The organism is Nonomuraea sp. NPDC050328 (genome assembly GCF_044459405.1).
Taxonomy (GTDB): Bacteria; Actinomycetota; Actinomycetes; order Streptosporangiales; family Streptosporangiaceae; genus Nonomuraea.
The window spans coordinates 198,973-224,056 of the sequence record NZ_JBITIW010000015.1; the positions used below are offsets into that span (position 1 = coordinate 198,973).

Genomic DNA, 25,084 nt, shown 5'->3' on the forward strand with positions numbered 1-25,084 from the left:
TGGTGGAGAAGCGAGGTGGCCAGGTGGAGGCTGGAGAGGTGTCGGTCCCCGGCGAGAAGGAGCCACGCCCGGAGGGGCCGCTCGGCCAGGAAGAGGGTTGGCCTGCGGAAGAAGTGCTGCCTTTTCGGGTTGAGGTGGCGGAGGGCGAGCTGGCTGATCTGCGGGAGCGGCTGGGGCGGACGAGGTGGCCGGAGCGGGAGACGGTCGACGACTGGTCGCAGGGGGTGCCGCTGGCGTACCTGAAGGAGCTGTGCCGCTACTGGGCCGAGGAGTACGACTGGCGGGCGACGGAGCGACGGCTCAACGGGTTTCCCCAGTTCCGCACGACGGTGGACGGGCTGGGCCTGCACTTCCTGCACGTACGCTCGCCGTACCAAGACGCGGTGCCGTTGGTGTTGACGCACGGGTGGCCCGGGTCGGTGGTGGAGTTCCTCAAGGTGATCGGGCCGCTGACCGACCCGCCGAAGTACGGCGGGGAGGAGCGGGAGGCGTTTCATGTGATCTGTCCGTCGTTGCCGGGTTACGGGTTCAGTGACAAGCCGGCGACAACGGGGTGGGGTGTGGAGCGGATCGCGGGGGCGTGGATCCGGTTGATGGGGCGGCTCGGGTACGAGCGGTTCGGGGCGGCGGGCGGCGACTGGGGCACGAGCGTGACGGCGAGCATCGGGCAGCAGGCGCCGGAGCGGGTCGTCGGGATCCACCTGATGCCACCGCTGGCACCGCCGGACCCGGCGACGTTCGGGACGCTGACGGAGGCCGAGCGGGCGTCGATCGCCGCGCTGGAGCAGGCGCAGGAGTGGGAGGACGGCTACTCGCTGGAGCAGTCCACCCGGCCGCAGACGATCGGGTACGGGCTGGTGGACTCACCGGCACTGCTGGCCGCCTGGATCGTGGAGAAGTTCCGGGCCTGGACGGATTGCGCGGGGCATCCGGAGAACGCGCTGACACGGGATGAGCTGCTGGACAACCTGATGCTGTACTGGCTGCCGGGCACGGGGGCCTCCGCCGCCCGGCTGTACTGGGAGAGCTTCCGATGGGTGCAGCGGCTGTTCGCCGGGGAGGCCGGTGACGTGGTGGCGGTGCCGGCCGGGTGCTCGATCTTTCCGAAGGAGAATCCCCGGCCGTCGCGCCGGTGGGCGGAGCGGCGCTTCACCGACATCCGGCACTGGAACGAGCTCGACCGGGGTGGGCATTTCGCGGCGTTCGAGCAGCCGGAGCAGTTCGTGGCGGAGTTGCGGGCGTTCTTTCGGCTGGTCCGCTGACGTCGATCTGCGGCTAGCGCACCACCTCGTACGGCACGGGCGAGTCGACCGTGAGGTCGCCGTCGCGCACCTCCACGGTGACCAGCCCGTGCGGGGTGGGGACGGCGCCGCGGGCCCAGGTGAGCGGGCCCAGGCGGGGGGCGACCCGCACCTTGGTGTAGCCGGGCTCGGCCGGGGTGAGGCCGAGGACGTAGGTGACCAGGTCCCGGGTCGGAGTGGCCGACCAGCCGTGGCAGAACGAGCCGCCCTCCCAGCACTCGCGGAAGGCCCCGTGCCGCATGGGCGCCCAGTCCAGGCACAGCTCGGCGATCCGGTCGGCCGCGCCGAGCAGGGCGAGGGCGTCGTGGACGACGTAGCGGTAGAACGGCTGGGCGCCGACCACGAGCCGTTCCACGTCCCAGTCGGGCAGCGCGCGGGTGGACACCGGCTCGCTGGAGACGGGCCCGTCCTGGTCGGTGCCCCGAGCGCCCATGGGGCTGCGGGTGAACAGGGCGGCCCGGTCGAGCAGCAGCCGGAGCACCTCGGCCCGGCGATGGCCGGGGACGAGGCCGGCGCAGACGGCGGTGGCGGCGACGTGCTCGCTGACCGAGCGGATGTCCAAGGTGTCGAGGTAGGCGCCCCGGCCGGCGTCCCAGAAGGCCTCGAAGCCGGCCGCGACGCCCGCGTGCAGGTCACGGGCCCAGTGGGCGCGGCCTAGGTCGCCCAGCCAGGCGGCCATCTCGGCGAAGTCGGCCAGCGCGCGGGCCCACAGCGCGTTGAGCGCGGCGCTGGCGCCGGTGACCTGGACGGGCGACCAGTCGATGAGCACCCAGCCGGTCACGTCGTGCAGCAGGCCGTCGCCGCCGCGGAAGGGCACGAACCAGCGCAGGACGCCTTCCACGGTGGCCAGCAGGTCGGCGACGAGGGCCCGGTCGCCGGTGTAGCGGTAGAGGTTGTGGACGGAGCGGATCCAGTGCAGCGCCCAGTCGGGGATGGACGGGAGCGCGGGTGAGGCGAAGTCGCCGGCGGCGACCATGCCGAGCAGCCCGTCGGGGCGAGGCTGGGCGGCGAGCTTGGGGTGGTGGCGGGCGAGGCTCCAGTCCGGGTTGGCGATCAGGTCGACGGACTGGTGGACGACGGAGTCGCCGGTCCAGGCGCGTTGCTCGCGGGTGGGGCAGTCGAGGTAGGCGTCGTGCGCGGTGAGGTCCACCGTGCGCAGGCCGGCGGCGTAGATCTCGGTGAGGCGCTGGTCGGAGCACTCGAAGAAGGGGCCGGGCGGGCGAGGGCGGAGGCGTTCGACGACCTCGACCCGGACGAGTTCGGCGGCGCCGGTGACGGAGAGCACGGCGTGCCGGCCGCCCACCGGGTCGGCCGTCTCGAACGACTCGGCCTCGCCGCCGCGCAGGGTGTAGCGGAAGGAGTTGGCGGTCTGCCGGCCGATCGGGCTGTCCACCTCGACCAGCGCGCCGTCCACCACGCTGCCGCTGGGGCCGCGCAGGGTGAGCCGCAGGGTGCCGCTGACCACGTCGCCGAAGTCGGCCCTGAACTCCCCCGGCGCGGCCCCCGCCTGCACGTCCGCCTGCCGTACCGTCGCGGTGAGGGGCGGGATCGGGCGGGGCAGGAGGGCGCCGAACGGGTCGGAGGGCGGGCGCGAGTCCGGGGCGCCGCCGACGACCGCGCGGGCCTCGATGAGCTGGGCCGGCTCCCAGGAGGAGTCGTCGTACTCGGGCCGCGTCCAGGCGGGGTCGAGCAGCCGGGCGTCGAGCACTTCGGGGATCTGGGAGACGAGCTGGTGCTTGGGCCGGCCGGGGGTCCAGGCCGCCGGGACGGTGCACCGCCAGGAGGCGTCGGTGCCGAGCACCTCGTCCCCGAGCACGAACTCGGCCGCCATGCTGCCGCGGCCGAGGGTGAAGGTGGCCGGGGAGGGCTCCCACCAGGGGGTGGGGTGGCCGTAGAAGCGGGCCAGGACGGTGATCACGTTCAGGCCGGGCCGCAGCGCGGGGGCGGCGTCGCCGTGGTCGTAGGAGAGCGAGCGCGGGCCGTGCCGTACCGGGCCCCGGGCCAGTTCGACGCCGTTGACGCACAGGACGTGCCGGGAGTCGGTGGTGATCCGGAAGGGGACCCGTTCCGGCACCTCGGTCAGGGTGAGGGTCCGGCGGAACAACACCCGGCGGTCGGAGCCCTCCAACCGTGGGGCCCAGATCCAGTGGCCGGTCCACCGGCCGGGGCGGAAGGGGTCAGCGGGCGGGAACGACATCGGTGTCCCTTCGGGCGGCGAGGTCGCCGGCGACCTGGGCGGCGAGCCGGCGGCTGATCGGGTAGCAGGCGAACAACAGGGCGCCGAGCAGGGCGAGCCCGGCGGGCAGCAGGGACTGGGCGAGGACGATGCCGCGCAGGCTCTCGGCGGTCTGGGCCTGGCCGGCGAGGTAGCCGGTGGCCGCGAGGGTGTAGCCGGTCAGTGCGGCGCCGAGCCCGCCGCCGGCCTTGGCGGCGAAGGAGCCGAGCGAGGCCATGGCGCCCTCGATGCGGAAGCCGTGCCGCCACTCCACGAAGTCGACGAGCTCGGCCACCACCACGTAGATCATGGTGAGCGCGCCGCCGCCCCCGAAGGCGGTCACCGACAGGGCGACCAGGGCCAGGTGCGCGGAGTCGGCCGGTACGGCGAGCAGCGTGGCCATGGCCGCCGCCTCCAGGACGAGCGCCCCGACGAAGGTGGCCTTGTAGCTGAGGAAGCGCGCCAGCCAGGGGAAGGCGATCGTGCCGAGCGCGGTGGGGATCACCGTGGCGAGCGCGGCGACGCCGATGAGCGAGCGGTCGCCGGCGTAGTAGGTGAAGTAGTAGGCCATGCCCGCGCTGCGGGCGCCGTTCGCGGCGGTGAGGGCGACGACGGTGGCGGCGAGCACGACGACCGCGGGGGTCGTGAAGACCATCCGGGCCAGGTCGCGCCAGCCGTACCGGATGCCGGACACCGGGGTGACGCGCTCGCGCACGCGGGTGGCGGCGAAGACGGTGAGCACCAACGACAGGACGGCGACGCCGACGATGAAGACGGGCCAGCCGACCCGGTCGGCGAGCGGCAGCGCGGCGGCGGTGAGCAATGCGCCGCCGAACAGGTAGGAGAAGGCCTTCAGCCCGGACAGGACGCGCCGGTCGCGCGGGTCGGTGGCCATCGCCGGGATGAGCGAGTTGAGCGGGATGTCCATGAGGTCGAAGGCGAAGCCCCACAGCAGGTAGACAACCCAGACCGTGACCAGCGGGGCCGGTGTCCAGGCGGGGGCGAGGAAGAGCAGGACGAAGCTGACCGCTCCCAGGACGCCGCCGAGGGCGAGGTAGGTGCGGAAGCGGCCCCAGCGGGTGACCGGCAGGTGGTCCACGACGTAGCCCATGACCGGGTCGCTGACGCCGTCCACGATGCGCGCGACGAGGAAGAGCGTGCCGACGGCTCCGGCGGCCAGGCCGATCTCGTCGGTCAGGTAGATGAGCAGGAACGAGTTGATGGTCGTGCTGAAGACGATGTTGCCCACGTTCCCGGCGAAGAAGCCCGCCTTCTCGGGGAGCGTGACCCTGGCGGTTGTCATGCGCTACATAATTGAACGACGTTCTAGCGGAATCCATTGGACAGATTCGCAGGTTTTCTTGTGACGGATCTCAAAATCGGCGGGCAGCCCGTGCATCGGCGGCTCCTGCACGAGCGTTCGCGGCTGGCCGATGCGCTCGTGGCGCGGCTGCTGGCGGAGAACGAGCAGTACCGCAGCCTGCCGGCCGGCGAGCTGGCGCACGACATCCTGCGGGTGGTCGAGGAGAACCTGGTCGCGCTGGCGGAGGCGCTGCGCGAGCGGCGGGTGCCGGCCGACGTCGGCGGGCGGGTGGTGGAGACCGCGGTCAGGGGCGCGGAGCAGGGGATGCCGCCGAGCGCGCTGATCGACGCCTACCACCTGGCCTTCGCCGAGACGTGGCGGGCGATGACCGCGCAGGCGCGGCCGGAGGAGCTGGCCGACGTGCTGGAGTGCAGCCGGCTGATCATGGCGTACACGCGGCGGGTGAGCGAGGTGGTCACCGACGCCTACTTCGAGGAGGCGCACCGCCGCTCGGCCGAGGAGCGCGACGAGCGGCACCGGCTGCTGTCGGCGCTGCTCAACGGGGTGCGGGTGGACGGGCTCGCCCCTGGGTACACGGTGGTGTCGCTGGCGATCGAGGACGGCCCGGCGGTCGCGACCAGGCGGCGGACACACCGGATGGAGCGGGAGCTGGAGTCCTTCGCCGCGGGGGCGCTGTTCGACCACGGCGGCTCGATCGCGCTGCTGCCCTGGTCGGGGCCGTGGGCGCAGCTCGAAGCCCTGATGGTACGGCTGGCCGAGGCGGCCCGCACCCCGGTCGCCGCGGCGGCGGCCCACGCGGCGCCCGAGGAGGTGCCGGCGCAGGTGCGCCAGACGCGCGAGGTCCTGGAGGTGGTGGGCTGGTTCGGGCTCGGCCCGGGGCTCTACCGGCTCGCCGACGTGCTGCTGGAGTACCAGCTCACCCGGCCGACCGCGGCCTCGGCGGAGCTGGCGGCGCTGCTCGACCCGCTGGAGCCGCACCCCGACCTGCTGCGCACGCTCCGCACCCACCTGCGGCACGGCCGCTCGCGCCGGGTCACCGCCGAGCGGTTGCACCTGCACCCGAACACCGTGGACTACCGGTTGCGGCGGGTCGCGGCGCTGACCGGGCTCGACCCGGCCGACGACGCGCACGTGCAGCGCCTCGGCGCGGCGCTCGCCGCCCGGCTGGCGAACGAGCGGCCGCGGGATCAGTCGCGGTAGAGCGCGACGACCGGGATGCGGCGGCTGGTGCGCGCCTCGTACTCGGCGAAGCCGGGGGCGACCGCGACCATCCGGGCGTAGAGCTCGTCCCGCTCCTGGCCGGTGATCTCCACGGCCTTGGCCCGGTAGGTCTCGGAGCCCTGCTCGACGGTGACCGTGGGGTTGGCGGTCGCGTTGTGGTACCAGGCCGGGTGGTGGTCGGCCCCCGCGTTGGAGGCGATGATCACGATGCGCTCGCCGTCCGGCAGGTACATGACCGGCGAGGTGACCTCGCGCCCGCTCTTCGCCCCCACGGTGGTGAGCAGCACCAGGTTCGATCCCTCGAACATGCCGCCGACGCGGCCCTCGTTGGCCCTGAACTCGGCGATCACGTTGGCGTTGAAGTCGCTCATCAATCCGCTCCCAGTCAACCGGAAAACTCTCCGCTTTCAACCTAACCGGAGAAGTCTCCGTTTACAAGCGCCCGTATGCTCGACCCGTGAGCAACCGTCGCGACCTACCGGTGCTCGGGCAGGCGCCGCCCGAGCGTTCCGACGCCGCGCGCAACCGGTTGAAGATCATCGACGCCGCCGTCCGCCTGCTGGCCGAGCACGGCGCCGAGCAGCTCTCCCTCGACGAGGTCGCGCGGGCGGCCGGGGTCGGGGTCGGCACGGTCTACCGGCGCTTCGGCGACCGCTCGGGGCTGCTGCTGGCCCTGATCGACGAGCGCGAGCGCCGGTTCCAGGAGTCCTTCCTGTCCGGCCCGCCGCCCCTCGGGCCCGGCGGCGGCGCGAGCGCGGCCGAGCGCGTCACGGCGTTCCTGCACGCGCTCGTGGACCGCATCACCGAGCAGGAGAAGCTCTTCCTCCTGCTGGAGCGCAGCGGGCGCTACACCAGCCCGTACTCGGTGCACCACACGCACCTGGCGGTCCTGCTGGCCGAGCTCGTGCCCGGCGCGGACGCGCACTTCCTGGCCGACGTGCTGCTCGCGCCGCTCAACGCCAACCTGCTGTGCCTGCGCGGGTACGACACCGCGCGGGTCAAGGCGGGGCTCGACGATCTCGTGCGCCGGCTGACCCCGCGAGGCTAGGCCGCCGGCTTGGGCAGCTCCTTGAGCGCCGCCGCGAGCTGGCCCAGCTCCTCCCAGCTCGCCGTACCGGTGACCACCAGGGTCACGTCGGGCAACATGCGCACGAGCGTGCGCTGCTTCTTGTCCTCGCGGAAGCGCCGCTCCCAGGTCGTGCCGGCCACGTCCTGGCTGCCGACGACCTGGTTGGAGTTGGCCAGCCGGTTGGCGAACTCCGCCGCCGGGCGCTCATCGCTCTGCAGGAACATCGCGTGCTCGCGGGTCGCCGTCGCATAGCCGATCGACAGCACCTGCGCCCCGCCCTCGCCCTTGGCGACGCGGTTGCTGTTGCTGATCCAGCCGGCCGGGTCCTGGCTCGGCGCCCAGACCTTGTACGGCACGGCCCGGTTGAAGTTGGCGACGGTGATGCCGTACTCGCGCTTGGGGATGTGCTCCTCGCGACTCGGCGGCGAGACGAGGAAGAACACCCCCACCAGACCGAGGCTGACGAACACGGCCACCGCGTAGCCGTAGAAACCCTCTGTGAACCGTCGCACGTCGCGAGGTTACCCGCTCCGGCCCCCGCCCTACGAAACGGCCGGGCGGATCTGGCCGATCAGAGCGAGCGCCTCCTCGGCCAGATCGCGGTCGCCGGTGATGACGACCTCGTTGACCGCCGCCGCCAGCGCCCCGGTGATGACGACCACCAGCGCGCCCTCGTCGCCCTCGAACAGGGCGGCGTTCCGCTTGGTCCAGGTGCGCAGCCGCTCGCGCATCACGACCTCGAAGCCGGGCGGCCCGTCGCCGCGCAGGAAGAGCGCGGCGAGCTCGCGCTCTTCGAGGCAGCCGTCGAAGTAGGCGCGGGCCGAGCTGATGAAGACGCGCATCGGGTCGCTTTCGCCCGCGTCCCGCGCCGCCCGCGCGGCCTGTTTGGTGCGGTGCGCCTGGCGGGACTGGAACTCCTCGAAGAGGGTCAGGTAGAGGTCGGCCTTGCCGGAGAAGTGGTGGTAGAGGCTGCCGACGCTCGCCTCGGCCTTGGCCACCACGTCCGTGACGCCCGCCTCGGCGAATCCCTTGGCGACGAACACGTCACGTGCGGCCACCAGCAGAGCGGTCCGGGTGGCCGCGCCACGGGGGGTCGCCTGGGTCATCGCCTCGCTGCTCATAGCAACGCACATTATCCTCCGCTGACCGGGGAAAGGAGGACAACTACCATCGAGGGCGTAGAGGACGCCGAACCCGGACACCCCGGAAGCGGCGGAATCGATGTCGAGGACCGTGTCCCACAGGGAAGGCTCACCAACATGTCCGATCAGTCGTCCGTTCCCGCGCCGCTCGTCACCGGCGAGCACGCCCCTGATCGCAACCTGGCGATGGAGCTGGTCCGCGTCACGGAGGCCGCCGCGATGTCCGCGGCCCGCTGGGTCGGTCGCGGCGACAAGAACGGCGCCGACGGCGCCGCGGTGAACGCGATGCGCCAGTTGATCAACACGGTGTCGATGAACGGCGTGGTGGTGATCGGCGAGGGCGAGAAGGACCACGCGCCGATGCTCTTCAACGGCGAGCAGGTCGGTGACGGCACCGGCGCCGAGTGCGACGTGGCGGTCGACCCGATCGACGGCACCCGGCTGACCGCGATGGGCATGCCGGACGCGATCTCCGTCATCGCGGTGAGCGAGCGCGGCTCGATGTACGACCCGTCGGCCGTGTTCTACATGGAGAAGCTGGTCACCGGGCCGGACGCGGCCGACGTGGTGGACATCAACGCGCCCGTCGCCGCCAACATCCAGGCCGTGGCGCGCTCCAAGGGCTGCTCCCCAGCCGACGTCACCGTGGTCGTCCTCGACCGGCCCCGGCACGAGCAGATCGTCAAGGAGATCCGGGAGACCGGGGCGCGGATCAAGTTCATCACCGACGGCGACGTGGCCGGCGCGATCATGGCGGCCCGCCAGGGCACCGGCATCGACCTGATGCTCGGCATCGGCGGCACCCCCGAGGGCATCATCGCCGCGTGCGCGCTCAAGTGCCTGGGCGGCGTCATCCAGGGCAAGCTCTGGCCGCGGGACGAGGCCGAGCGCCGCAAGGCCCTGGACGCGGGCCACGACCTCAACCGGGTGCTCACCACGCACGACCTGGTGCGGTCCGACGACGTCTTCTTCGCCGCCACCGGCATCACGCAGGGCGAGCTCATGCAGGGCGTGCGGTTCCGCAGCGGGGTGGCGGTGACGCACTCGCTGGTGATGCGCGGGCGGTCGGGAACGATCCGCAAGGTGGAGTCGGAGCACCAGCTCTGGAAGCTGCGCGCCTACAGCGCCATCAACTTCGACACCGCGGGCTGACCCCCGCAGCGGCTTCCGGGGTGAGGGGGCTACCTGCGGCGCTTGCGCCGGGGTGGCTCCTTCACCTTGATCTCGCCGACGAAGTTGGTCGTGCGCACCTCGATGACCGGCGCGTCCGGCTCGGTCGGCTGCTTGGTGAGCCGTGCGGTGCGGTCCTTGGCCACCCGGATGACCTCGACGCCCTCCGGCACGTGGATCTCCAGCCCGCCGAAGACCAGCGTGGCGTTGATCACGATGCGCCGGTTCTGCAGGATCGCGTCGCGGAAGTCGAGCTTGGTCGTGCCGAACATGGCGTTGACGCCCAGTTCGGCGGGCACCACCCAGCGTCCGCCCCTGGCCTCCTTGCGGAAGACGGCCGAGACCGGCCGCCCGTCGAGGACCAGTGGTTGCTCCTCGGGCGGCAGGAGGTCGCCGGTGAGCTCGGCGAGCTGGCCGAGGGTGCGGGCGGAGTAGAGCACTCCGAGCCGCTCCTCCAGCTCGTCGAGACCGATCCGGCCGTCGGCGTGGGCCTCTTGCAGGACCTGGGCGATGCGCTCGCGATCCTCGTCGGAGGCTCGGAGCTCGTGCGGTTGCGGTAGTCCGTCCTTGCGTGGGTTGCGCGCCGCGTTCCACTCCTCGGCTAGCCGCTCACCGACCTCGGACAGGCGTGGGAGCCAGTCGTTCACACTCTTGACGATAACCGGTCCACGGCGATTTATCGGCATACGACGCCCAAGATCGCGAATGGGCGCTCACTGGTGATGGTAAGCAGGCGAGGCGGCTTCGCCGTACCGCGTGGGGCGGTGGAATCTTCCTCTTTGCCACTCCGTTGAACAGTCCATGCAGCGAGCGGGACAGGCCGGCCTGGCGGCCGTCGGGGTGGGGTCGGCCGTGGTGGTGGGGCTCGATCTGGCCCGGCTCGACGAGATGAGCCCGATCCGCCGGACGATCTCCGAGCACGGGCTGGGCCCGCAGGGCTGGATCTTCGCGGTCGCGGTCGCGTTGCTCGCGCTGGGGTCGGCGGCGATCGCGGCGTGCCTGGCCAGGCGGCGGCTCGCGGGGCCGGTCGGCACGCTGGCGCTGCTCGCCTGGAGTGCGGGGCTGCTGGTCGCGGCCACCTTTCCCAAGCACAACTGGGCCGTGGGGCCGAGCCTGAGCGGGACCGTGCACCGCTGGGGCAGCATCGTGGCGTTCCTGAGCCTGCCGGTGGCCGCGCTGATCATCGCCCGGCCGTGGCGGCATCCGGAGTGGCGGCGGCGGGCCGCGGTGGCCTACGGGCTGGGCATCGGGTCGGTCGTGACCGTGCTCGGCATCGCGGCGGTGATGACGGTCGGCTGGGGCAACGGGCTGGCGTGGTGGCAGGTGATGCCGCTCGGGCTGGTGGAGCGGGTGCTCGCGGCGGTCGAGGTGGCGACGGTGATCGCCCTCGGCCTGTGGTCCGCGGCGCGAGCCGATCGGGGACGGAGTCAGGGACGCAGCCCGGCGATCAGGTCGTCCACGTAGCCGCGGAAGATCGTCGCCATGTCCACCTGCTCGGGGTCGATCAGCCACTGCGTCTGCAGGCCGTCCATCATCGCGATGAGCCGGTCGGCCAGCGCCTCCGCGTCGAGCCCGGCCCTGAACTCGCCCGCCTCGACCCCGCTGCGGAAGGCGTCGGCCATGCTCGCCCGCAGCCGCCGGTAGCGCTCCAGCGCCCAGGCGTGCCCGGGGTGGTCGCCGGTGACCGCCTCGCCGCTGATCACGGAGAAGAGCTGCACCAGACCGGGCATCCGGGCGTTGTAGTCGACCACGTCCGCCAGCCGCCGCAGCGCCTCGGCGCCGCGCAGCGAGGCCAGGTCGAAGCGCCGGGTGTCCATCTCGTCGCGGTATTCGAGCACGGCCACGAGCAGCCGTTCCTTGCTCTTGAAGTGGTGCAGCAGCCCGGCCTGGGACAGCTCGACGCGCTCGGCGATGCGGGCGAGGGACGCGCCGCGGTAGCCGTTCTCGGCGAACTCCTGCAGCGCGACGGCGAGGATCCGCTCGCGCCGCGCGTATCCCCTGCGACTCACGGGGGTCACCCTAACAGAATGGCCACATACCTATCATTCGGTTGGTTATACGTATAAATTCCGGCCCATGAACCGCCCGAGATGGATGCTCCTCTACGGCCTGGGCCTGCTCGCCGCCGGAGCCGCCTTCGCCGCCCTCATGCTCGCCGACCCGGTCGCCCCGATCACCCAGGGCTTCGACTCCGCCTGGAGCGAGGCCATGCTCGGCACGCGCAACGAGGCCCTCACCGCCGTCTCCCACGTGCTGAACCTCGCCGGCGGCCCGGCCAGCCTGGTCATCATGCTCGCCCTGCTGGCCTGGTGGATCCCGACCGGCCGCCGCTGGGGCGCGCTGCTGCTGTTCACCGCCACGCTGGCGACGACCGTGGTGGCGCAGGGCGTCAAGCACCTGGTGCTCCGCGCCCGGCCGGAGAACCCGATGGTCACCGTGGACACCGGTTCCTTCCCCTCCGGCCACGTGGTCACGACCGTCGCCTTCTGCCTGGTCGTCGTGGCCGTCCTGGTCTCCACCCGGCTCCGGGCGGGGCTCATCGCCACCGGCGTGATCACCGTGCTGATGATCTGGGACCGCACCTACGTCGGCGCGCACTGGTTCTCCGACACCGTCGAGAGCGTGCTGCTCGGCGGGGGCACGACGCTTTTGCTGTGGTGGGGCTTCGCGCCGCTCCTGGAGCGGGATCTGGCCAAGCGGGAGGCCCGGGCACTAACCTGACGAGGGCTCACGTTCCCCCCACAGGAGGCCGCCGTGCCGACTCCGCGTGACCGTCAGGCCCGTATCGCCACCTTCGTCGTCTACGCCGTCCAGGGACTGTCCTTCGCCACCCTGCTGGTCCAGGTGGCCAACCTGCAGAACCGCCACGGCCTGTCCGAGGGCGAGCTGACCCTGCTCCTGCTCATCGTGCCGGTGCTGGCCGGCGTGGGCAGCGTGCTGGCCGGCTCGCTCGCCGGCCGCCTCGGCAGCCGCCGGGTGCTGCGCCTGGCCCAGCCGCTGGTCGCCGTCGCGGTGGCCGGCGCCGGCTTCGCCCCGAACGTCCCGCTCCTGCTGCCCGCCCTGGTGCTGTTCGGCCTCGGCGTCGGCGCGGTGGACGCGGGCATGAACATGCAGGGCGTCGCGGTCGAACGCCGCTACGCCCGGCCCGTGCTCAACGGTTTCCACTGCCTGTGGAGCCTGGCCAGCGTGCTCGGCGCGCTGTGGGTCTCGGCCACCGCCGAGTCCCTGCCGATGGGCGTGATCATGGCCGCGCCCATGGTCCTGGCCGTCGCCGGCTCCCTCTACGCCGGCCCGCGGCTGTGCCCGCCGGAGGAGGAGACCGTGCCGGCCGCCGCCGGCCCGCGCACCTTCCCGTGGCGGGCGATCGTCCCGCTCTGCCTGGCCATGGCCTTCCTGTACGTCGGCGACGCGGTGATCTCCAACTTCAACTCCGTCTACATGGAAGACGTCCTGCTCGCCTCCCCCGCCGTCGTCCCGCTCGCCTACGCCGCCTACCAGGCCACCACCCTGCTCGTACGGCTCGGCGGCGACCTGGCGGTGCGGCGCTACGGCCCGGCGGCGATCGTGCGCGTCGGCGGCGCGGTCGCCACGCTCGGCTTCGCGGGCATCGTCCTGGCCCAGAACCAGCCCCTCGGCATCGTGGCCTTCGGCCTGACCGGCATCGGCCTGGCCGTGGTCGCCCCGCAGTCGTTCTCCGCGGCCGGCCGGCTCGACCCGACCGGCAGCGGGGTGGCCATCGCGGTGGTCAACCTGTTCAACTACGTCGGTTTCATCCTGGGCGCGATGCTCGGCCTGGTCGCCGAGCTGACCAGCCTGCGGGTGGCCTTCGCCGTACCGCTGGTGCTGGCCGCGGGCATCATCCTCCTGGCGCGGGGCTTCGAGCCGGCCGCGCGTCCAGCATCGCCGCAGCCGTATCCACAGCCGTGACCACGTCGTGGGGGGGGGGGGGGGGGGGCGCCCCCCCCCCCCCCCCCCCCCCCCCCCCCCCCCCCCCCACGCCTGGTTCCCCCGCGAGCACGGCTGCCCCGCCGTACAGCCCCCTGTCAGGCAGGGCTTCCGTGCCCGGTCTTCCCCCGAAGTGCACGGCCGCCGCACCGCACTGCCCCCCGCAGGCGGTACGACGGCCGCAGGCTCATCAGGAGCAGGCGCTCACGATCTTCGTCTGGAAGCTCTGCATCTTGGTCATGCCGTCGGTCATGGCGGTCGGGTTGGCGGCGTCGACCTTCATCGACTCCATCGCGCCGGCCAGGTCGTTGACGGCCGCCGCGAGGTCGCCGTCGTGCTTGGCGGCGAGCGCCTTGAGCTTGCCGGCGGCCTCCTGGCCGCTCTTCTCCATGGTGGCGGCGATCTCCTCCGGCTTGCTCATCGCGCCGGTGAGGGAGTTGGAGTACGTGGTCATGATCTGGGTGACCTCGTTGCCCACCGCGTTGCAGTCGACGGCCTGGCCGACGGCGCCACAGGCGGCGGTGGCGCCGATGAGGGCCAGGGTGGCGAAGCCGAAGCCGATCTTGGTTCTCATAGGGAGTGAGTCCTTGGTAGTGATTTGTGTCGAATGGACAGTATGGAGCATCACTTGATGCCCGCTTTCACCTCACCAACATTGGCCATGACCCTGATGGGTACAAGCGGGGCATGGTACATGAGCAGACACAGCAGCCGTCATTGAAGCGGGTCATCGGCCGGAGGGTGCTGCTCCTCTTCGTGGTCGGCGACATCCTCGGAGCCGGTATCTACGCGCTGGTGGGCAAGGTGGCCGGGCATGTGGGCGGCATGTTGTGGCTGCCCTTCCTGGTGGCTTTCGTGCTGGCCGCGCTCACCGCGACCTCCTACGCCGAACTGGTCGGTAAATACCCCCACGCCGCGGGTGCTGCGCTTTATACGAATAAAGCGTTCAACATCCCATTTCTTACCTTTATCGTGGCGTTCACCGTCATGATGAGCGGGATCACCTCCGCCTCGGCCGCCGCCCGTGCCTTCGGCGGCCGCTACCTCGCCGAGTTCGTGACGCTGCCGGTGCTGGTCGGCGCGTTCATCTTCCTCGGCCTGGTGACCCTGGTGAACTTCCTCGGCATCTCCGAGTCGGTCAAGGTCAACGTGGTGCTGACCGTCATCGAGGCGTTCGGCCTGCTGGTCATCGTCGCCATCGGGATCTGGGCGCTGATCACCGGCGACGGCGAGCCGGCCCGCGCGATCGAGTTCAACCCGGCCACCGGCGCCTTCATGGGCGTGCTGGGCGGCACCGCGCTGGCCTTCTACGCGCTGCTCGGTTTCGAGGACTCGGTCAACCTCGCCGAGGAGGCCAAGGACCCGCAGCGCGACTACCCCCGGGCGCTGTTCGGCGGCCTGATCGTCGCCGCGCTGATCTACATGGCGGTCGCCTTCACCGCCACGATGCTGGTCGACACCAAGACGCTGGTCAGTTCCACCGGCCCGCTGCTGGAGGTGGTCAAGGTGGCGGGCCTGGCCTTCCCGCCGAAGATCTTCGCCGCCATCGCGCTGCTCGCCGTCGGCAACACGGCCCTGATCAACATGTTGATGGCCTCCAGGCTGGTGTACGGCATGGCCCGCCAGAAGATCATCCCGCCGGTCTTCGGCGCGGTGCATCCCACCCGCTCCACGCCGTGGATCGCGATCCTGTTCACCATCGGCATCGCGGCGGTGCTGGTCTCGACGACCGACGACATCGCCCCGCTGGCCGACACCACGGTGCTGCTCCTGCTGTGCGTGTTCGCGCTGGTCAACGTCTGCGTGCTGGTGTTGCGCCGGGAGCAGGTCGAGCAGGAGCACTACCGGGCGCCGACCTGGGCTCCGGTGCTGGGCGTGGTGGTCTGCCTGTTCCTGGCCCTGCCGATCACCGGCCGCTCGGCCGACGTCTACCTGCGGGCGGCCATCCTGGTCGGCGTCGGGGTGGTGTTGTGGCTGATCAACTGGTTCTTCGTGGGCAAGGTCACCAAGATCGACCCGACCCGGATCACGGACTGATGCCTCAGCGGGGCGCGTAGCCGTGCAGGAGCACCTCGACGATCTCCTCGGCGGGCGGGAAGTCGAGGTCCAGCAGCCCGCGATAGGTGACCAGGCCGCTGAGCAGGTCGGCGAGCAGCCGCGGGTCGCGGTCGGCGCGCAGTTCGCCCCGGGCGACGGCGCGGTCGAAGATGGCCCACGAGCGGTCGATGCGCTTGCGCATCGCGGTCCTGATGATCTCGCCGAGGCCGGGGTCACGCCCCGCCTCGGCGAAGGTCTGCTTGGCGATCAGCCGCATGTGCGTCCAGAAGCCGATCGTCTCGGTGACGACGACCTGAAGGTCGCCGCGGAGCGAGCCGGTGTCGGGGATGGCGACGCCGGCGTCGATGAAGGTGGCCAGCGTGTCGAGCAGGAGCTCGCGCTTGCTGGCGTGGCGGCGGAAGACGCTGGCCCGCCCGACCCCCGCTGCGGCGGCGACCTCGTCCATCGTGAAGTCGAAGCCCTTGGTGAGCAGCAAGGACGTGGTCGCCTCCCGGATGCGGAGGTCGACGGTGGGGTCCGGATGACGGGGCACGATGTGAGACTCCTAGTATCAGATACCATGCGTATCAGAAAGAAGAGGGTAGTCGTCATCGGCGCCGGAATCGCGGGACTCGCCACGGCGCGGGCCCTGCTCGCCGACGGCCACGAGGTCGAGGTCTACGAGGCGGCCCCCGAGCTGCGCGCCACGGGCGGTTCGGTCACCCTCTGGCCCGGCGCCACCGGGATCCTGCGGGAGCTGGGCGTCGACCCGGCCGCCCGCGGCAGCCGGTTGAGCGCGATGGAGTCCTACACCACGCGAGGGCGCCGGCTGTTCACCGTGGACCTGGCCGACATCGAGCGCCGCCTCGGCCGCCCGTCGGTGCACATCGTCCGCCGCGACCTGGTGGAACTGCTCGCCGAGGGCGTCCCGATCACCTACGGCGCCGAGGTGGCGGCGGTCGATCCCGACCGGGCGGAGGCCACGCTCGCCGACGGCCGGACGATCGGCGGCGACGTGCTGGTGGGCGCCGACGGCCGCCGCTCGGTCGTGCGGGGCGCGCTGTGGGAGCAGGACCCGGCCCGGCTCAGCGGCTGGGTGACCTGGCAGGGCTTCGTCTCCGAGCCCGATTCCGGCGTCATCCGGATGGCCACCGGCCGCCAGGGCCTGTTCAGCCTCGCCCCCGCCGGCGGCGACCGGCTGTTGTGGTGGTTCGACACGCGCGCCGCGCCCGGCAGCCGGCTCTGGGAGGACGAGCCCGACCCCGTCGCGGCGTTGCGTGAGCGGTTCGGGAGCTGGCGGGCGGGGCCCCTGCAGTGGTTGTGGCCCCAGCTCGGCGACGCCCAGTTCTTCCCGCACTACCGGCACGCGGTGCCCGAGGTCTGGGGCCGGGGCGCGGTCACGCTGGCCGGGGACTCCGCGCACACCATGCCTCCGGCGCTGGCCCAGGGCGCCAACCAGGGGATCGAGGACGCCTGGGCGCTGCGGGGCTCGCTGGAGGACCTGCGGGCCTACGAGCGCGGCAGGGCCAAGGTCGTGCGCCGGCCGGCGGTGCTGGCCGGGTTCGAGATGACCAGCCGCCCGCAGCCCCCGATGCCGAGCGCGCTGGTGACCGGCCTGTTCGCCCGGCTGCTGCGGGCGTTCAGCGGCTACCTCTTGACGACGCCGGAGCAGCGCCGCATATTGGGCAACGTTCCAGAAAGTCGCATATAGAGCAACACAATGCGCATTGCGCAACAAACTGACGCTTGGGGTGCCTGTGCCGAGCCTGATCCCCACCCTCCCTGGCCGCTCCTACACCGACCCCGCGATCTTCGCCGAGGAACAACGCAAGATCTTCGAATCCCTGTGGCACTGTGCCGTCCGCAGCGACGAGCTGGCCGAGCCGGGAGCCTTCAAGACCGTCCAGATCGGCCGCGAGAGCGTGATCGTCGTGCGCGGGCGCGACAGGATGCTGCGCGCCTTCCTCAACGTCTGCCGGCACCGCGGCGCGCGGCTGTGCGTCGAGCCGGAGGGGCGGGTCAAGCGCACGATCAAGTGCTCCTACCACGCGTGGGCCTACGACCTGGACGGGCGGCTGGCCGCCGCGCCGAACCTGGTCAAGATGCCCGACGTGGACCGCGAGGAGTACGGCATGCTGGCCGTACACCTGCGGGAATGGCTGGGATACGCGTGGTTGTGCCTGGAACGGGAGCCGCCCAGCTTCGAGGAGACGGTGATGGGCGCGGCGACCGAGCGGCTGGGCGACCTGGCCTCGATCGACCGCTACCACGTGGACAAGCTCGCCCTCGGCCGGCGCATCGTCTACGACGTCCGGGCGAACTGGAAGCTGATCGTCGAGAACTTCATGGAGTGCTACCACTGCGCGACCATCCACCCGGAGCTCACGGCCGTGCTGCCGGAGTTCGCCGGGGGATACGCGGCGCAGTACTACGTGGGCCACGGGGCGCTGTTCGCCGAGCGGGCGGAGGGGTTCACGGTGGACGGGTCGAAGGGCTTCGCCAAGCTGCCGGACGTCTCGGCCGAGCAGGACCGGCGCTACTACGCGATCACCGTCAAGCCGCAGGTCTTCATCAACCTGGTGCCCGACCACGTGATCCTGCACCGCATGTTCCCGCTGGCCGCGGATCGCACCGTGGTGGAGTGCGACTGGTTGTACCACCCGGACGTGGTCGCGGGCGGGGCGGACATCTCCAAGTCGGTGGAGCTCTTCCACCTGGTCAACGAACAGGACTTCGAGGCCTGCGAACGCACGCAGCCCGGCATGTCCTCACGCGCCTACGACGGCGGAGGCGTGCTGGTGCCGAGCGAGCACCACATCTCGGCCTTCCATCGGTGGGTCGGCGAACGGCTGGCGGGCTAGAAGGGAAGTGCTTTCCCCGAGGGGGTGCGCAAGTCGAGCGGTACCGGCCGCCGCGGAGGGCGGGGGCGCTGGACGACCTGAACTTTTTTCACGCTTGGATCCTTTCTGGTGGATCCGCTCGAGGGACTAAGACCTGTATACCCGGGCACATTCGATGAATGTCACACCCTTTCCAACGGTCAGGACGGGTAACGTGGCAGTGATGGCGGCGAATCCGTTTGTTCACCCGGCGTACTTCTACCGAGACGACCGGGACTACGCGCTTACCATGACCCGGTTCCTCCGGGACGGGCTGGAAGCCGGCGAGCCGGTCGCCGTCGCGGTGCCGCCGGGCAACCTCAAGCTGATCCGCGCCGAGCTGGGCGCGGACGCCGACGCGGTGCACATGCTGGACATGACGCTGGCCGGGCGCAATCCCGGCCGGATCATCCCGGCGGTGCTGCGCGATTTCGCCGACCGGCACCCCGACCGGCACGTGCGCATCATCGGCGAACCCATCTGGGCCGGGCGCAGCGCGTCGGAGTACCCGGCCTGCGCCCAGCACGAAGCGCTGATCAACTTCGCCTTCGACGGCCGCCGGGTCACCATCCTGTGCCCCTACGACGCCGAGGCGCTGACCCCGGAGGTGCTGGCCGAGGCCGAACGCACCCACCCAGTGCTGCAGGGCCGCGACCGGACGCACGCCTACGCCCCCGGGGAGGTGGTCAGCGGGCACAACCGCCCGCTGGACATCCCGGCGCACGCCGTCCGCCTGCGCTTCGACCGCACGAACCTCGGCGAGGTGCGCGTGCTGGCCTCCGAGCAGGCCGCGGGGTTCGGCTTCGCCGCCGCGCGCCTCGACGACCTGCGGCTGGTCGTCACCGAGCTGGGCGCCAACAGCATCGACCACGGCGGCGGCTCGGGCGAGCTGCGCGTCTGGACCGAGGACGGCCGGCTGGTCTGCGAGATCGCCGACACCGGCCACATCAGCGACCCGCTGGCCGGCCGCCGGCCCGTGGACCCGCGCAAGGCGGGCTCGCGCGGCCTGCTGATCGTGAACCTGCTGAGCGACCTGGTCCGCATCCACACCCGTGAGGGCCTGACCACCATCCGCACCTACTTCGACCTCCCGCTGGGCCTGCTGCCCGCCGGAATCGAGCGCGCCGACGGTGGGGCCGGCCGTCCCCTGGAGGCCCCCCGACCCTGAGGGGGAGCGCCCTACCAGGGTCGGTCTTCGCGCAGGTCATGGCGGTGCGTCCGACGAAGGTCGTAGGGGTTCGACCGGGGACTTTCAGGGCTGATCTCCGATACTGCCGAAGCCCGGTTTGCCCGAGCTTTGAAGCATGAAGGGATTGCTCGTCAGCGGATTCACCACCATCGGTCTCGGAAGCGGCGCGATGCTCGCCCTGCACGCGGGGGCGGGACTCGACCCCGTGCACAGCGTCATCAGTGAGTACGCCTTCCAGTCGGTCGGATGGTTGTTGCCGGCCTCCCTCACGCTGTTCGCCGTCGGTTCCGCCCTGATCGCGGGGGCATTGGGGCGGGCCGGCGCCGACCGGCGGGTGGTGCTGCTGGTGGTGGCGTGGGGCGTGTCGATGTTCCTCATCGGCGCCTTCCCGACCGACCGCCCGGGCGTGCCGCTGTCGTTGTCCGGCGGCATCCACCGCTACGCGGCCTTCGTGGCCTTCCTGGTGATGCCGGTGGCCGGATTCCTGCTCGCCCGGGCGCGCATCCGGTACGCGCGAGCCGTACGCCTGCTGAGCACGGTGGCCCTGGTCGCGCTGGTGGCGGTCGTGCTCCCGTACGTGATCAGGATGTTCGGGGTGCCGCTCACCAACGCCGACATCCCGGCCGGGGTGACCCAGCGGGTGGTCGTGGTGACCGAGCTCGGCGTGCTGGCGCTGGCCGGCCTGTCCCTGCTGCGCGGCTCTCAGCGCTCCCAGGGCGGCGTCTCGCCGAGCTTGGCGTAGTACTTGGCCAGGTGCTTCTTGACCCGCTCACGCTCGTCGTCGGGGATCTTGACCCCGCCCCTGGCGCCGTCCATGACCCCGCCGGCCGCGAAGATCGCGTGCGGCACGGCCATCAACCTGCCGTCGACGACGTCGGCGATGGGGAGCTTGTAGGCGCCCCACTCGTCGCCCTCGTCGGAGTCGTACCAGACGTGGGCCTCCTTGTACTTGGTGTTCGGCCGGCCGTCGGTGCCCGCCCACTCGCGGACCCGGCGGTCGGCCTCGTCGCGGTCCCAGGCGCGGTCGCGGTCGGCCAAGGGCAGATCTTGAAACGGAACGACAGTCATGCCGGGTTCCTGCCCGGGTAGGGGAGGGCTATGACGATCCTCGTGGCTTATGACGGTTCAGAAGATTCCCAGGCGGCCATTACCTTTCTCGGCCGATTGGCCAAGGGCAGCTCGGTGGTGGTCCTGACGGTGTGGGAGCGGCTGTCGGCCGCCTCGATGCGCACCGCGATCGGGATGATGCCGATGCCCGACACCACCGTCGAGGACGAGGCGGTGCGGGAGGCGATGCGCGAGCTGGCGGAGCGGGGCGCGGAACTGGCCCGGCAGGCCGGGCTGGAGGCGAGCGCGCGCTACGACGACAACTCGGTGGCGGTCTGGTCGACGATCGTGGACGTGGCCGAGGAGATCGACGCCGAGCTGATCGTCACCGGGACCCGCGGCCTGGGCGGGATGCGCTCGCTGCTGCTGGGCAGCACCTCCGACCGCGTGCTGCACCACGCCAAGCGGCCGGTGCTGGTGGTGCCCGGCCCCGAGTCGTGAGGTATGTTTCTCCCATGACGACGACCGTGGTGATGATGGCCTCCTAGGGGCTCACCGCGTCGTCCGCTGAAGAGGCCCTGCGAACCGGGGCCTCTTGTCATGTCCGGGGCCCCACGGGAGGCACCCGATGTACATCACCACCACCATCCCCTACGTCAACGCGCGCCCGCACCTCGGCTTCGCGCTGGAGATCGTGCAGGCCGACGTGCTGGCCCGCCACCACCGGCGGCTCGGCGAGCAGGTGCGCTTCCAGACCGGGACCGACGACAACTCGCTGAAGAACGTGCTGGCCGCCGAGGCCGCCGGGGTGCCGGTGCGCGACCTGGTGGCCCGCAACTCCGAGGCCTTCCACGCCCTGCGCGGGCCGCTGGAGCTGTCCTTCGACGCCTTCGTCCGCACCAGCGCCGACCCGGGCCACCGCGCCGGGGTCGAGGAGCTGTGGGCGGCGACCGCGCACGACGTCTACCAGAAGCACTATGAGGGCCTGTACTGCGTGGGCTGCGAGCAGTTCTACCCCGACGACCACTGTCCCGACGGGCACGCGGGGCCGCTCCAGCGGGTCGCCGAGCGCAACTGGTTCTTCCGGCTCTCGCGCTACCAGGACCGGCTGATCGAGCTCATCGAGCGCGGCGAGCTGCGGATCGAACCGGCCGCCCGGCGCAACGAGGTGCTCGCCTTCCTGCGCGCGGGCGTCGAGGACATCTCGATCTCGCGCAGCGCCGAGCGGGCCAGGGGCTGGGGCATCCCGGTGCCCGGCGACCCCACGCAGGTGATCTACGTGTGGTGGGACGCGCTGGCCAACTACGTCACCGCGCTGGAGGACTACGAGCGCTGGTGGGTGCGCGAGCCCCGCCGTACGCACCTGCTGGGCAAGGGCGTCATCCGCTTCCACGCCGTCTACTGGCCGGCCATGCTGCTGTCGGCGGGCCGGCCGCTGCCCACCGAGCTGTTCGTGCACGACTACCTCACCATCGGCGGGCGCAAGATCAGCAAGTCGGGCGGCGCCACGGCCGACCCCGCCGAGCTGGCCGCGGTCTACGGCGGCGACGCGCTGCGCTGGTGGCTGCTGCGCGAGGTGCCGCGGGTGGGCGACGTGGACTTCACCGAGGAACGGCTGGCCGCGCGGCACGACGAGGACCTCGCCAACGGGCTGGGCAACCTGGTCAGCCGCGTGCTCACGCTGATCGGCCGCCGGCTCGACGGGCACGCGCCCGAACCGGCCGAGGTGCTGCCGGCCTGCCTGACGGTCGCCGAGCGGGTGGGGGAGGCGCTGGACGCCTTCGACTTCCGGCGGGCGGCGGGGGCGGTCTGGGAGATCGTGACCGAGGCCAACGCCTACATCGAGCGGACGCAGCCGTGGAAGCAGGCCGACCCGGCCGCCTCCCTCGGAACTCTGCTGCACGCCTGCCGTACGCTCGCCGAGCAGTTGGCGCCGTTCCTGCCGGGCGCGGCGGCGCGGGTGGCCGCTCAGGTGCACGGGGTACGGCTGGCGCGGCCCGAACCGCTCTTCCCGAGGCTGGTCGGCGGGCGTACGGTGTGACGAGCCGACCAGCCGGTATGGAGGTTGCCATGCCCACCGTGAACACCATCCGCGGCCCCGTGGACGTCGAGGACCTGGGCCAGACCCTGATGCACGAACACGTCTTCGTCCTGGCCACCGAGCACCTGGACAACTACGGCCGGGGCTCCTGGTGGGACGAGGAGCACCGGGTCGCCGACGCGATCACCAAGCTGAACGCGCTGGTGGCCAAGGGGGTGAGCACGATCGCCGACCCGACCGTCTGGGGCCTGGGCCGCTACATCCCGCGCATCCAGCGGATCGCCGAGCAGGTGCCCGGGCTGAACATCATCCCCGCCACCGGGCTCTACAGCTACGACGAGATCCCGCACCAGTACGAGCACCGCGGCCCCGGCCTGCTCTTCGACATCCCCGACCCGATCGTGGACGACTTCGTGCGCGACCTGACCGAGGGCATCGCCGACACCGGGGTCAAGGCCGCGTTCATCAAGTGCGTCGTCGAGCAGAAGGGCCTGACGCCGGGCGTCGAGCGCATCTGCCGCGCGGCGGCCCGCGCGCACGTGCTCACCGGCGCGCCGATCACCGTGCACACCAACTCCGGCACCCGCAGCGGGCTGCTCGCGCTCGACCTGTTCGCCAAGGAGGGCGTCGATCTGACCAAGGTCGTGGTGGGACACGCCGGGGACAGCAACGATCTCGACTACCTGATGCGACTGGCAGACCAGGGCGCGATCCTGGGCATGGACCGCTTCGGCCTGGACCTCTACAACCCCATGGCGCAGCGGGTCGAGACCGTCGCCGCCCTTTGCGAGCGCGGGTACGCAGACCGTATGGTGCTGAGTCATGACTCGGCCTGCTTCATGGACTACTTCGGTGGCGCCTGGGACCAGGCAGTCCAGACCGCGGCGCCGAACTGGCGCTACGATCACATACACGACGACGTGCTACCCGCACTTCGCGTCGCGGGCGTGAGCGACGCGCAGATCGAGCAGATGCTGGTGGCCACCCCGAGACGCTACTTCGCCTGACCGACGTTTTCCTGGAGGGGCCGGTGACTTCGGAGCAACAGACCTTGTCGATCAGTCTGGGTCTGCAGGGACCCAGCGTGATCGTCAGACTCTCCGGAGACTTCGACTTCACCTCGGCCGCGGAAGTGCGTGAGCGCGTCACCCAGGCGCTCGACCTCACCCAGCCGCCGCTGCTCGTCGTCGACCTGCAGGCCGTCGACGTCTGCGACTCCTCGGGCCTGTCCGTGCTGGTCTACCTGCACAAGGCCGTCACCGCCTCGGGCGGGCGGCTGCTGCTGGCCGGGCTGCACGGACGGGTCAAGCACCTGTTCGAGCTGACCGCGCTCGACCGTTTCTTCGACCTGCGGCCGACCGCCGAACTGGCGATCGCAGAACTTAGCGATTCGGGGCATTCTCCGCCATTTGCCGGGTAGCGGCGAGGCATGTCCGACGCGCTGGGTGCCTACCTCCGGGAGATCGGCCGGACGCGCCTGCTCACCGCCGGCGACGAGGTCGACCTCGCCCGCCGGATCGAGGCCGGGCTCTACGCCCGGCATCTGCTGGCCGCCGGGAAGCAGAGCGCCGAACTGCACCGCGTGGCGCTCGACGGAGCAGAGGCCAAGGAGCAGCTCATCCGCGCCAACCTGCGGCTGGTCGTCGCGGCCGCCAAACGATACGTGCACCGCGGGCTGCCCCTGCTGGACCTGATCCAGGAAGGCAACCTGGGGCTCATGCGGGCGGTGGAGAAGTTCGACTACGCCCGCGGCTACAAGTTCTCGACCTACGCGATGTGGTGGATCCGGCAGGCCATCGAGCGCGGGGTCAACGACAAGGCCCGGACCGTGCGGCTGCCGGTGCACGTGGCCGAGGAGGTCGCCCGGCTCACCCGGCTGGAGCGGCGGCTGCTGGTGGACCTGGGACGCGAGCCCGAGGTCGAGGAACTCGCCGAGGCGGCCGGCCGTACCGTCGAGCAGATCGCCGACCTGCGGGCGGTGGGCCAGGAGACGATCAGCCTCGACCTGCCCGTCGGGGCGAACGGCGAGGGCCGGATCGGCGACCTGATCGTCGAGGACGAGGGCCTGCGGGTGCAGGAGTTCCTGGAGCGGCAGGTCTTCGGCGACCAGCTCCGCCGGATGATCGAGCTGCTGCCGCCGCGGGAGTCGTTCATCCTGCGGGCCCGCTACGGGCTGGCGGGGCGGGAGACGCAGACCTACCGGGAGATCGCCGAGTGCCTGGGGCTGACCCGGGAGCGGATCCGCCAGCTGGAGAAGCAGGCGCTCAAACGGTTGCGGGAACGTCGCGATCTGCTCGCCTGGGCGTCGTGACGTTGACCGAGTGCGACTATTGGGCGTAAATCGAGGATGTCTACGTCAGGGGGCACCATCATCATGATCCGTCGACTCGTCTGCGCGCTCGTGGGCGGGGTGGGGGGCCCCCCCCCGGGAGCCCCCCCCCCCCCCGCCCCCGCCCCCCCCCCCCCCGGCGGGGGGGGTTTGGGGGGGTGGCGCTGGCGGGCCC

Annotated in this window: 27 protein-coding genes; 17 read left to right on the forward strand and 10 right to left on the reverse strand. The window is 71.6% G+C overall.

From position 1 onward, the window contains the following. The first annotated feature begins 113 nt into the window (after positions 1-113). Complete coding sequence (locus ACIBG7_RS39795) at positions 114-1,262, forward strand: epoxide hydrolase family protein (RefSeq protein WP_397339607.1); 1,149 nt, start codon at positions 114-116, stop codon at positions 1,260-1,262. 13 nt (positions 1,263-1,275) lie between these two features. On the opposite strand, the gene ACIBG7_RS39800 is transcribed toward ACIBG7_RS39795, so the two are convergent. Both ACIBG7_RS39800 and ACIBG7_RS39805 read right to left on the reverse strand, forming a co-directional pair. After that, positions 1,276-3,498, reverse strand: coding sequence for an alpha-L-rhamnosidase C-terminal domain-containing protein (locus ACIBG7_RS39800; protein WP_397339608.1), 2,223 nt, complete (start codon positions 3,496-3,498; stop codon positions 1,276-1,278). Then, on the reverse strand, positions 3,479-4,819 hold the full coding sequence (locus ACIBG7_RS39805; RefSeq protein ID WP_397339609.1) for an MFS transporter: 1,341 nt from the start codon (positions 4,817-4,819) through the stop codon (positions 3,479-3,481). The genes ACIBG7_RS39800 and ACIBG7_RS39805 overlap by 20 nt, the downstream gene beginning before the upstream one ends. A gap of 60 nt (positions 4,820-4,879) precedes the next feature. Between ACIBG7_RS39805 and ACIBG7_RS39810 the strand changes: the two genes are divergently transcribed. Beyond that, positions 4,880-6,040, forward strand: coding sequence for a helix-turn-helix domain-containing protein (locus ACIBG7_RS39810; RefSeq protein ID WP_357934568.1), 1,161 nt, complete (start codon positions 4,880-4,882; stop codon positions 6,038-6,040). On the opposite strand, the gene ACIBG7_RS39815 is transcribed toward ACIBG7_RS39810, so the two are convergent. After that, positions 6,028-6,432, reverse strand: coding sequence for a nitroreductase family deazaflavin-dependent oxidoreductase (locus ACIBG7_RS39815; protein WP_357934571.1), 405 nt, complete (start codon positions 6,430-6,432; stop codon positions 6,028-6,030). The two genes, ACIBG7_RS39810 and ACIBG7_RS39815, sit on opposite strands and share 13 nt — an antisense overlap. An 86-nt stretch (positions 6,433-6,518) precedes the next feature. Between ACIBG7_RS39815 and ACIBG7_RS39820 the strand changes: the two genes are divergently transcribed. After that, positions 6,519-7,109 carry a helix-turn-helix domain-containing protein gene (locus ACIBG7_RS39820; protein WP_357934573.1) on the forward strand — a complete coding sequence of 197 codons (591 nt, stop codon included), beginning with the start codon at positions 6,519-6,521 and terminating at the stop codon, positions 7,107-7,109. Here the strand turns inward: ACIBG7_RS39820 and ACIBG7_RS39825 are convergent. Both ACIBG7_RS39825 and ACIBG7_RS39830 read right to left on the reverse strand, forming a co-directional pair. Then, entirely contained in the window at positions 7,106-7,642 is a 537-nt protein-coding gene (locus ACIBG7_RS39825) for a DUF4245 domain-containing protein (protein ID WP_397339610.1), read from the reverse strand. The two genes, ACIBG7_RS39820 and ACIBG7_RS39825, sit on opposite strands and share 4 nt — an antisense overlap. A 30-nt stretch (positions 7,643-7,672) precedes the next feature. Beyond that, the gene (locus tag ACIBG7_RS39830; protein WP_357934579.1) at positions 7,673-8,251 is read right to left on the reverse strand and encodes a TetR/AcrR family transcriptional regulator; all 579 of its coding nucleotides are present in this window, start codon (positions 8,249-8,251) and stop codon (positions 7,673-7,675) included. A 138-nt stretch (positions 8,252-8,389) separates the two neighbouring features. Between ACIBG7_RS39830 and glpX the strand changes: the two genes are divergently transcribed. Continuing rightward, complete coding sequence (gene glpX / locus ACIBG7_RS39835; protein ID WP_357934582.1) at positions 8,390-9,424, forward strand: class II fructose-bisphosphatase; 1,035 nt, start codon at positions 8,390-8,392, stop codon at positions 9,422-9,424. Positions 9,425-9,453: 29 nt separating this feature from the next. On the opposite strand, the gene ACIBG7_RS39840 is transcribed toward glpX, so the two are convergent. Next, the gene (locus ACIBG7_RS39840) at positions 9,454-10,089 is read right to left on the reverse strand and encodes a DUF1707 domain-containing protein (RefSeq protein WP_357934585.1); all 636 of its coding nucleotides are present in this window, start codon (positions 10,087-10,089) and stop codon (positions 9,454-9,456) included. Between the two features lie 154 nt (positions 10,090-10,243). Between ACIBG7_RS39840 and ACIBG7_RS39845 the strand changes: the two genes are divergently transcribed. After that, positions 10,244-10,906: a DUF998 domain-containing protein gene (locus ACIBG7_RS39845; RefSeq protein WP_357934588.1), complete on the forward strand. Its 663-nt coding sequence runs from the start codon at positions 10,244-10,246 to the stop codon at positions 10,904-10,906. Here the strand turns inward: ACIBG7_RS39845 and ACIBG7_RS39850 are convergent. Next, positions 10,870-11,451 carry a TetR family transcriptional regulator gene (locus ACIBG7_RS39850; RefSeq protein ID WP_357934591.1) on the reverse strand — a complete coding sequence of 194 codons (582 nt, stop codon included), beginning with the start codon at positions 11,449-11,451 and terminating at the stop codon, positions 10,870-10,872. The genes ACIBG7_RS39845 and ACIBG7_RS39850 overlap by 37 nt on opposite strands. Before the next feature lie 67 nt (positions 11,452-11,518). Here ACIBG7_RS39850 and ACIBG7_RS39855 point away from each other — a divergent pair, with 67 nt between their 5' ends. Further along, positions 11,519-12,163: a phosphatase PAP2 family protein gene (locus ACIBG7_RS39855; protein WP_357934594.1), complete on the forward strand. Its 645-nt coding sequence runs from the start codon at positions 11,519-11,521 to the stop codon at positions 12,161-12,163. A gap of 33 nt (positions 12,164-12,196) precedes the next feature. Then, entirely contained in the window at positions 12,197-13,369 is a 1,173-nt protein-coding gene (locus tag ACIBG7_RS39860) for an MFS transporter (protein WP_397339611.1), read from the forward strand. 208 nt (positions 13,370-13,577) lie between these two features. Here ACIBG7_RS39860 and ACIBG7_RS39865 read toward each other — a convergent pair whose 3' ends face one another. Then, complete coding sequence (locus tag ACIBG7_RS39865; protein ID WP_357935469.1) at positions 13,578-13,961, reverse strand: hypothetical protein; 384 nt, start codon at positions 13,959-13,961, stop codon at positions 13,578-13,580. 143 nt (positions 13,962-14,104) lie between these two features. Between ACIBG7_RS39865 and ACIBG7_RS39870 the strand changes: the two genes are divergently transcribed. Beyond that, positions 14,105-15,424, forward strand: coding sequence for an APC family permease (locus ACIBG7_RS39870; protein ID WP_397339612.1), 1,320 nt, complete (start codon positions 14,105-14,107; stop codon positions 15,422-15,424). A 4-nt stretch (positions 15,425-15,428) separates the two neighbouring features. Here ACIBG7_RS39870 and ACIBG7_RS39875 read toward each other — a convergent pair whose 3' ends face one another. Beyond that, positions 15,429-15,977: a TetR-like C-terminal domain-containing protein gene (locus ACIBG7_RS39875; protein ID WP_397339613.1), complete on the reverse strand. Its 549-nt coding sequence runs from the start codon at positions 15,975-15,977 to the stop codon at positions 15,429-15,431. Between the two features lie 27 nt (positions 15,978-16,004). Between ACIBG7_RS39875 and ACIBG7_RS39880 the strand changes: the two genes are divergently transcribed. The 4 genes from ACIBG7_RS39880 (at position 16,005) to ACIBG7_RS39895 (ending at position 20,234) form a co-directional block, all read left to right on the forward strand. Next, positions 16,005-17,135 carry an FAD-dependent oxidoreductase gene (locus tag ACIBG7_RS39880; protein ID WP_397339614.1) on the forward strand — a complete coding sequence of 377 codons (1,131 nt, stop codon included), beginning with the start codon at positions 16,005-16,007 and terminating at the stop codon, positions 17,133-17,135. 46 nt (positions 17,136-17,181) lie between these two features. Further along, positions 17,182-18,285: an aromatic ring-hydroxylating dioxygenase subunit alpha gene (locus tag ACIBG7_RS39885; protein ID WP_397339615.1), complete on the forward strand. Its 1,104-nt coding sequence runs from the start codon at positions 17,182-17,184 to the stop codon at positions 18,283-18,285. Between the two features lie 202 nt (positions 18,286-18,487). After that, the gene (locus tag ACIBG7_RS39890; RefSeq protein ID WP_397339616.1) at positions 18,488-19,471 is read left to right on the forward strand and encodes an anti-sigma factor RsbA family regulatory protein; all 984 of its coding nucleotides are present in this window, start codon (positions 18,488-18,490) and stop codon (positions 19,469-19,471) included. A gap of 136 nt (positions 19,472-19,607) precedes the next feature. Then, positions 19,608-20,234: a DUF998 domain-containing protein gene (locus tag ACIBG7_RS39895; RefSeq protein ID WP_397339617.1), complete on the forward strand. Its 627-nt coding sequence runs from the start codon at positions 19,608-19,610 to the stop codon at positions 20,232-20,234. On the opposite strand, the gene ACIBG7_RS39900 is transcribed toward ACIBG7_RS39895, so the two are convergent. After that, the gene (locus ACIBG7_RS39900; protein ID WP_397339618.1) at positions 20,195-20,560 is read right to left on the reverse strand and encodes a hypothetical protein; all 366 of its coding nucleotides are present in this window, start codon (positions 20,558-20,560) and stop codon (positions 20,195-20,197) included. The two genes, ACIBG7_RS39895 and ACIBG7_RS39900, sit on opposite strands and share 40 nt — an antisense overlap. 30 nt (positions 20,561-20,590) lie before the next feature. On the opposite strand from ACIBG7_RS39900, the gene ACIBG7_RS39905 reads away from it, so the two are divergent. The 5 genes from ACIBG7_RS39905 to ACIBG7_RS39925 all read left to right on the forward strand — a co-directional run bounded on the left by ACIBG7_RS39905 (position 20,591) and on the right by ACIBG7_RS39925 (position 24,891). Next, complete coding sequence (locus tag ACIBG7_RS39905; protein ID WP_357935490.1) at positions 20,591-21,040, forward strand: universal stress protein; 450 nt, start codon at positions 20,591-20,593, stop codon at positions 21,038-21,040. Positions 21,041-21,167: 127 nt separating this feature from the next. Beyond that, positions 21,168-22,580: a methionine--tRNA ligase gene (locus tag ACIBG7_RS39910; protein ID WP_357935492.1), complete on the forward strand. Its 1,413-nt coding sequence runs from the start codon at positions 21,168-21,170 to the stop codon at positions 22,578-22,580. A 29-nt stretch (positions 22,581-22,609) separates the two neighbouring features. Further along, positions 22,610-23,587 (forward strand): phosphotriesterase-related protein, encoded by a 978-nt coding sequence (locus tag ACIBG7_RS39915; protein ID WP_357935495.1) that lies wholly within the window; start codon positions 22,610-22,612, stop codon positions 23,585-23,587. 23 nt (positions 23,588-23,610) lie between these two features. After that, complete coding sequence (locus tag ACIBG7_RS39920; RefSeq protein WP_357935498.1) at positions 23,611-24,000, forward strand: STAS domain-containing protein; 390 nt, start codon at positions 23,611-23,613, stop codon at positions 23,998-24,000. Positions 24,001-24,009: 9 nt separating this feature from the next. Further along, a complete protein-coding gene (locus tag ACIBG7_RS39925; RefSeq protein WP_357935501.1) occupies positions 24,010-24,891 on the forward strand; it encodes a sigma-70 family RNA polymerase sigma factor in 882 nt (293 codons plus the stop codon). Positions 24,892-25,084 lie beyond the last annotated feature (193 nt).

Coding starts and splice junctions, on each gene's coding strand:
- ACIBG7_RS39900 (WP_397339618.1), bottom strand. CDS start 20,560: ATGACTGTCGTTCCGTTTCAAGATCTGCCCTTGGCCGACCGCGACCGC.
- ACIBG7_RS39925 (WP_357935501.1), top strand. CDS start 24,010: ATGTCCGACGCGCTGGGTGCCTACCTCCGGGAGATCGGCCGGACGCGC.
- ACIBG7_RS39800 (WP_397339608.1), bottom strand. CDS start 3,498: ATGTCGTTCCCGCCCGCTGACCCCTTCCGCCCCGGCCGGTGGACCGGC.
- ACIBG7_RS39905 (WP_357935490.1), top strand. CDS start 20,591: ATGACGATCCTCGTGGCTTATGACGGTTCAGAAGATTCCCAGGCGGCC.
- glpX (WP_357934582.1), top strand. CDS start 8,390: ATGTCCGATCAGTCGTCCGTTCCCGCGCCGCTCGTCACCGGCGAGCAC.
- ACIBG7_RS39880 (WP_397339614.1), top strand. CDS start 16,005: ATGCGTATCAGAAAGAAGAGGGTAGTCGTCATCGGCGCCGGAATCGCG.
- ACIBG7_RS39915 (WP_357935495.1), top strand. CDS start 22,610: ATGCCCACCGTGAACACCATCCGCGGCCCCGTGGACGTCGAGGACCTG.
- ACIBG7_RS39910 (WP_357935492.1), top strand. CDS start 21,168: ATGTACATCACCACCACCATCCCCTACGTCAACGCGCGCCCGCACCTC.
- ACIBG7_RS39805 (WP_397339609.1), bottom strand. CDS start 4,819: ATGACAACCGCCAGGGTCACGCTCCCCGAGAAGGCGGGCTTCTTCGCC.
- ACIBG7_RS39865 (WP_357935469.1), bottom strand. CDS start 13,961: ATGAGAACCAAGATCGGCTTCGGCTTCGCCACCCTGGCCCTCATCGGC.
- ACIBG7_RS39855 (WP_357934594.1), top strand. CDS start 11,519: ATGAACCGCCCGAGATGGATGCTCCTCTACGGCCTGGGCCTGCTCGCC.
- ACIBG7_RS39895 (WP_397339617.1), top strand. CDS start 19,608: ATGAAGGGATTGCTCGTCAGCGGATTCACCACCATCGGTCTCGGAAGC.
- ACIBG7_RS39890 (WP_397339616.1), top strand. CDS start 18,488: ATGGCGGCGAATCCGTTTGTTCACCCGGCGTACTTCTACCGAGACGAC.
- ACIBG7_RS39815 (WP_357934571.1), bottom strand. CDS start 6,432: ATGAGCGACTTCAACGCCAACGTGATCGCCGAGTTCAGGGCCAACGAG.
- ACIBG7_RS39845 (WP_357934588.1), top strand. CDS start 10,244: ATGCAGCGAGCGGGACAGGCCGGCCTGGCGGCCGTCGGGGTGGGGTCG.
- ACIBG7_RS39830 (WP_357934579.1), bottom strand. CDS start 8,251: ATGAGCAGCGAGGCGATGACCCAGGCGACCCCCCGTGGCGCGGCCACC.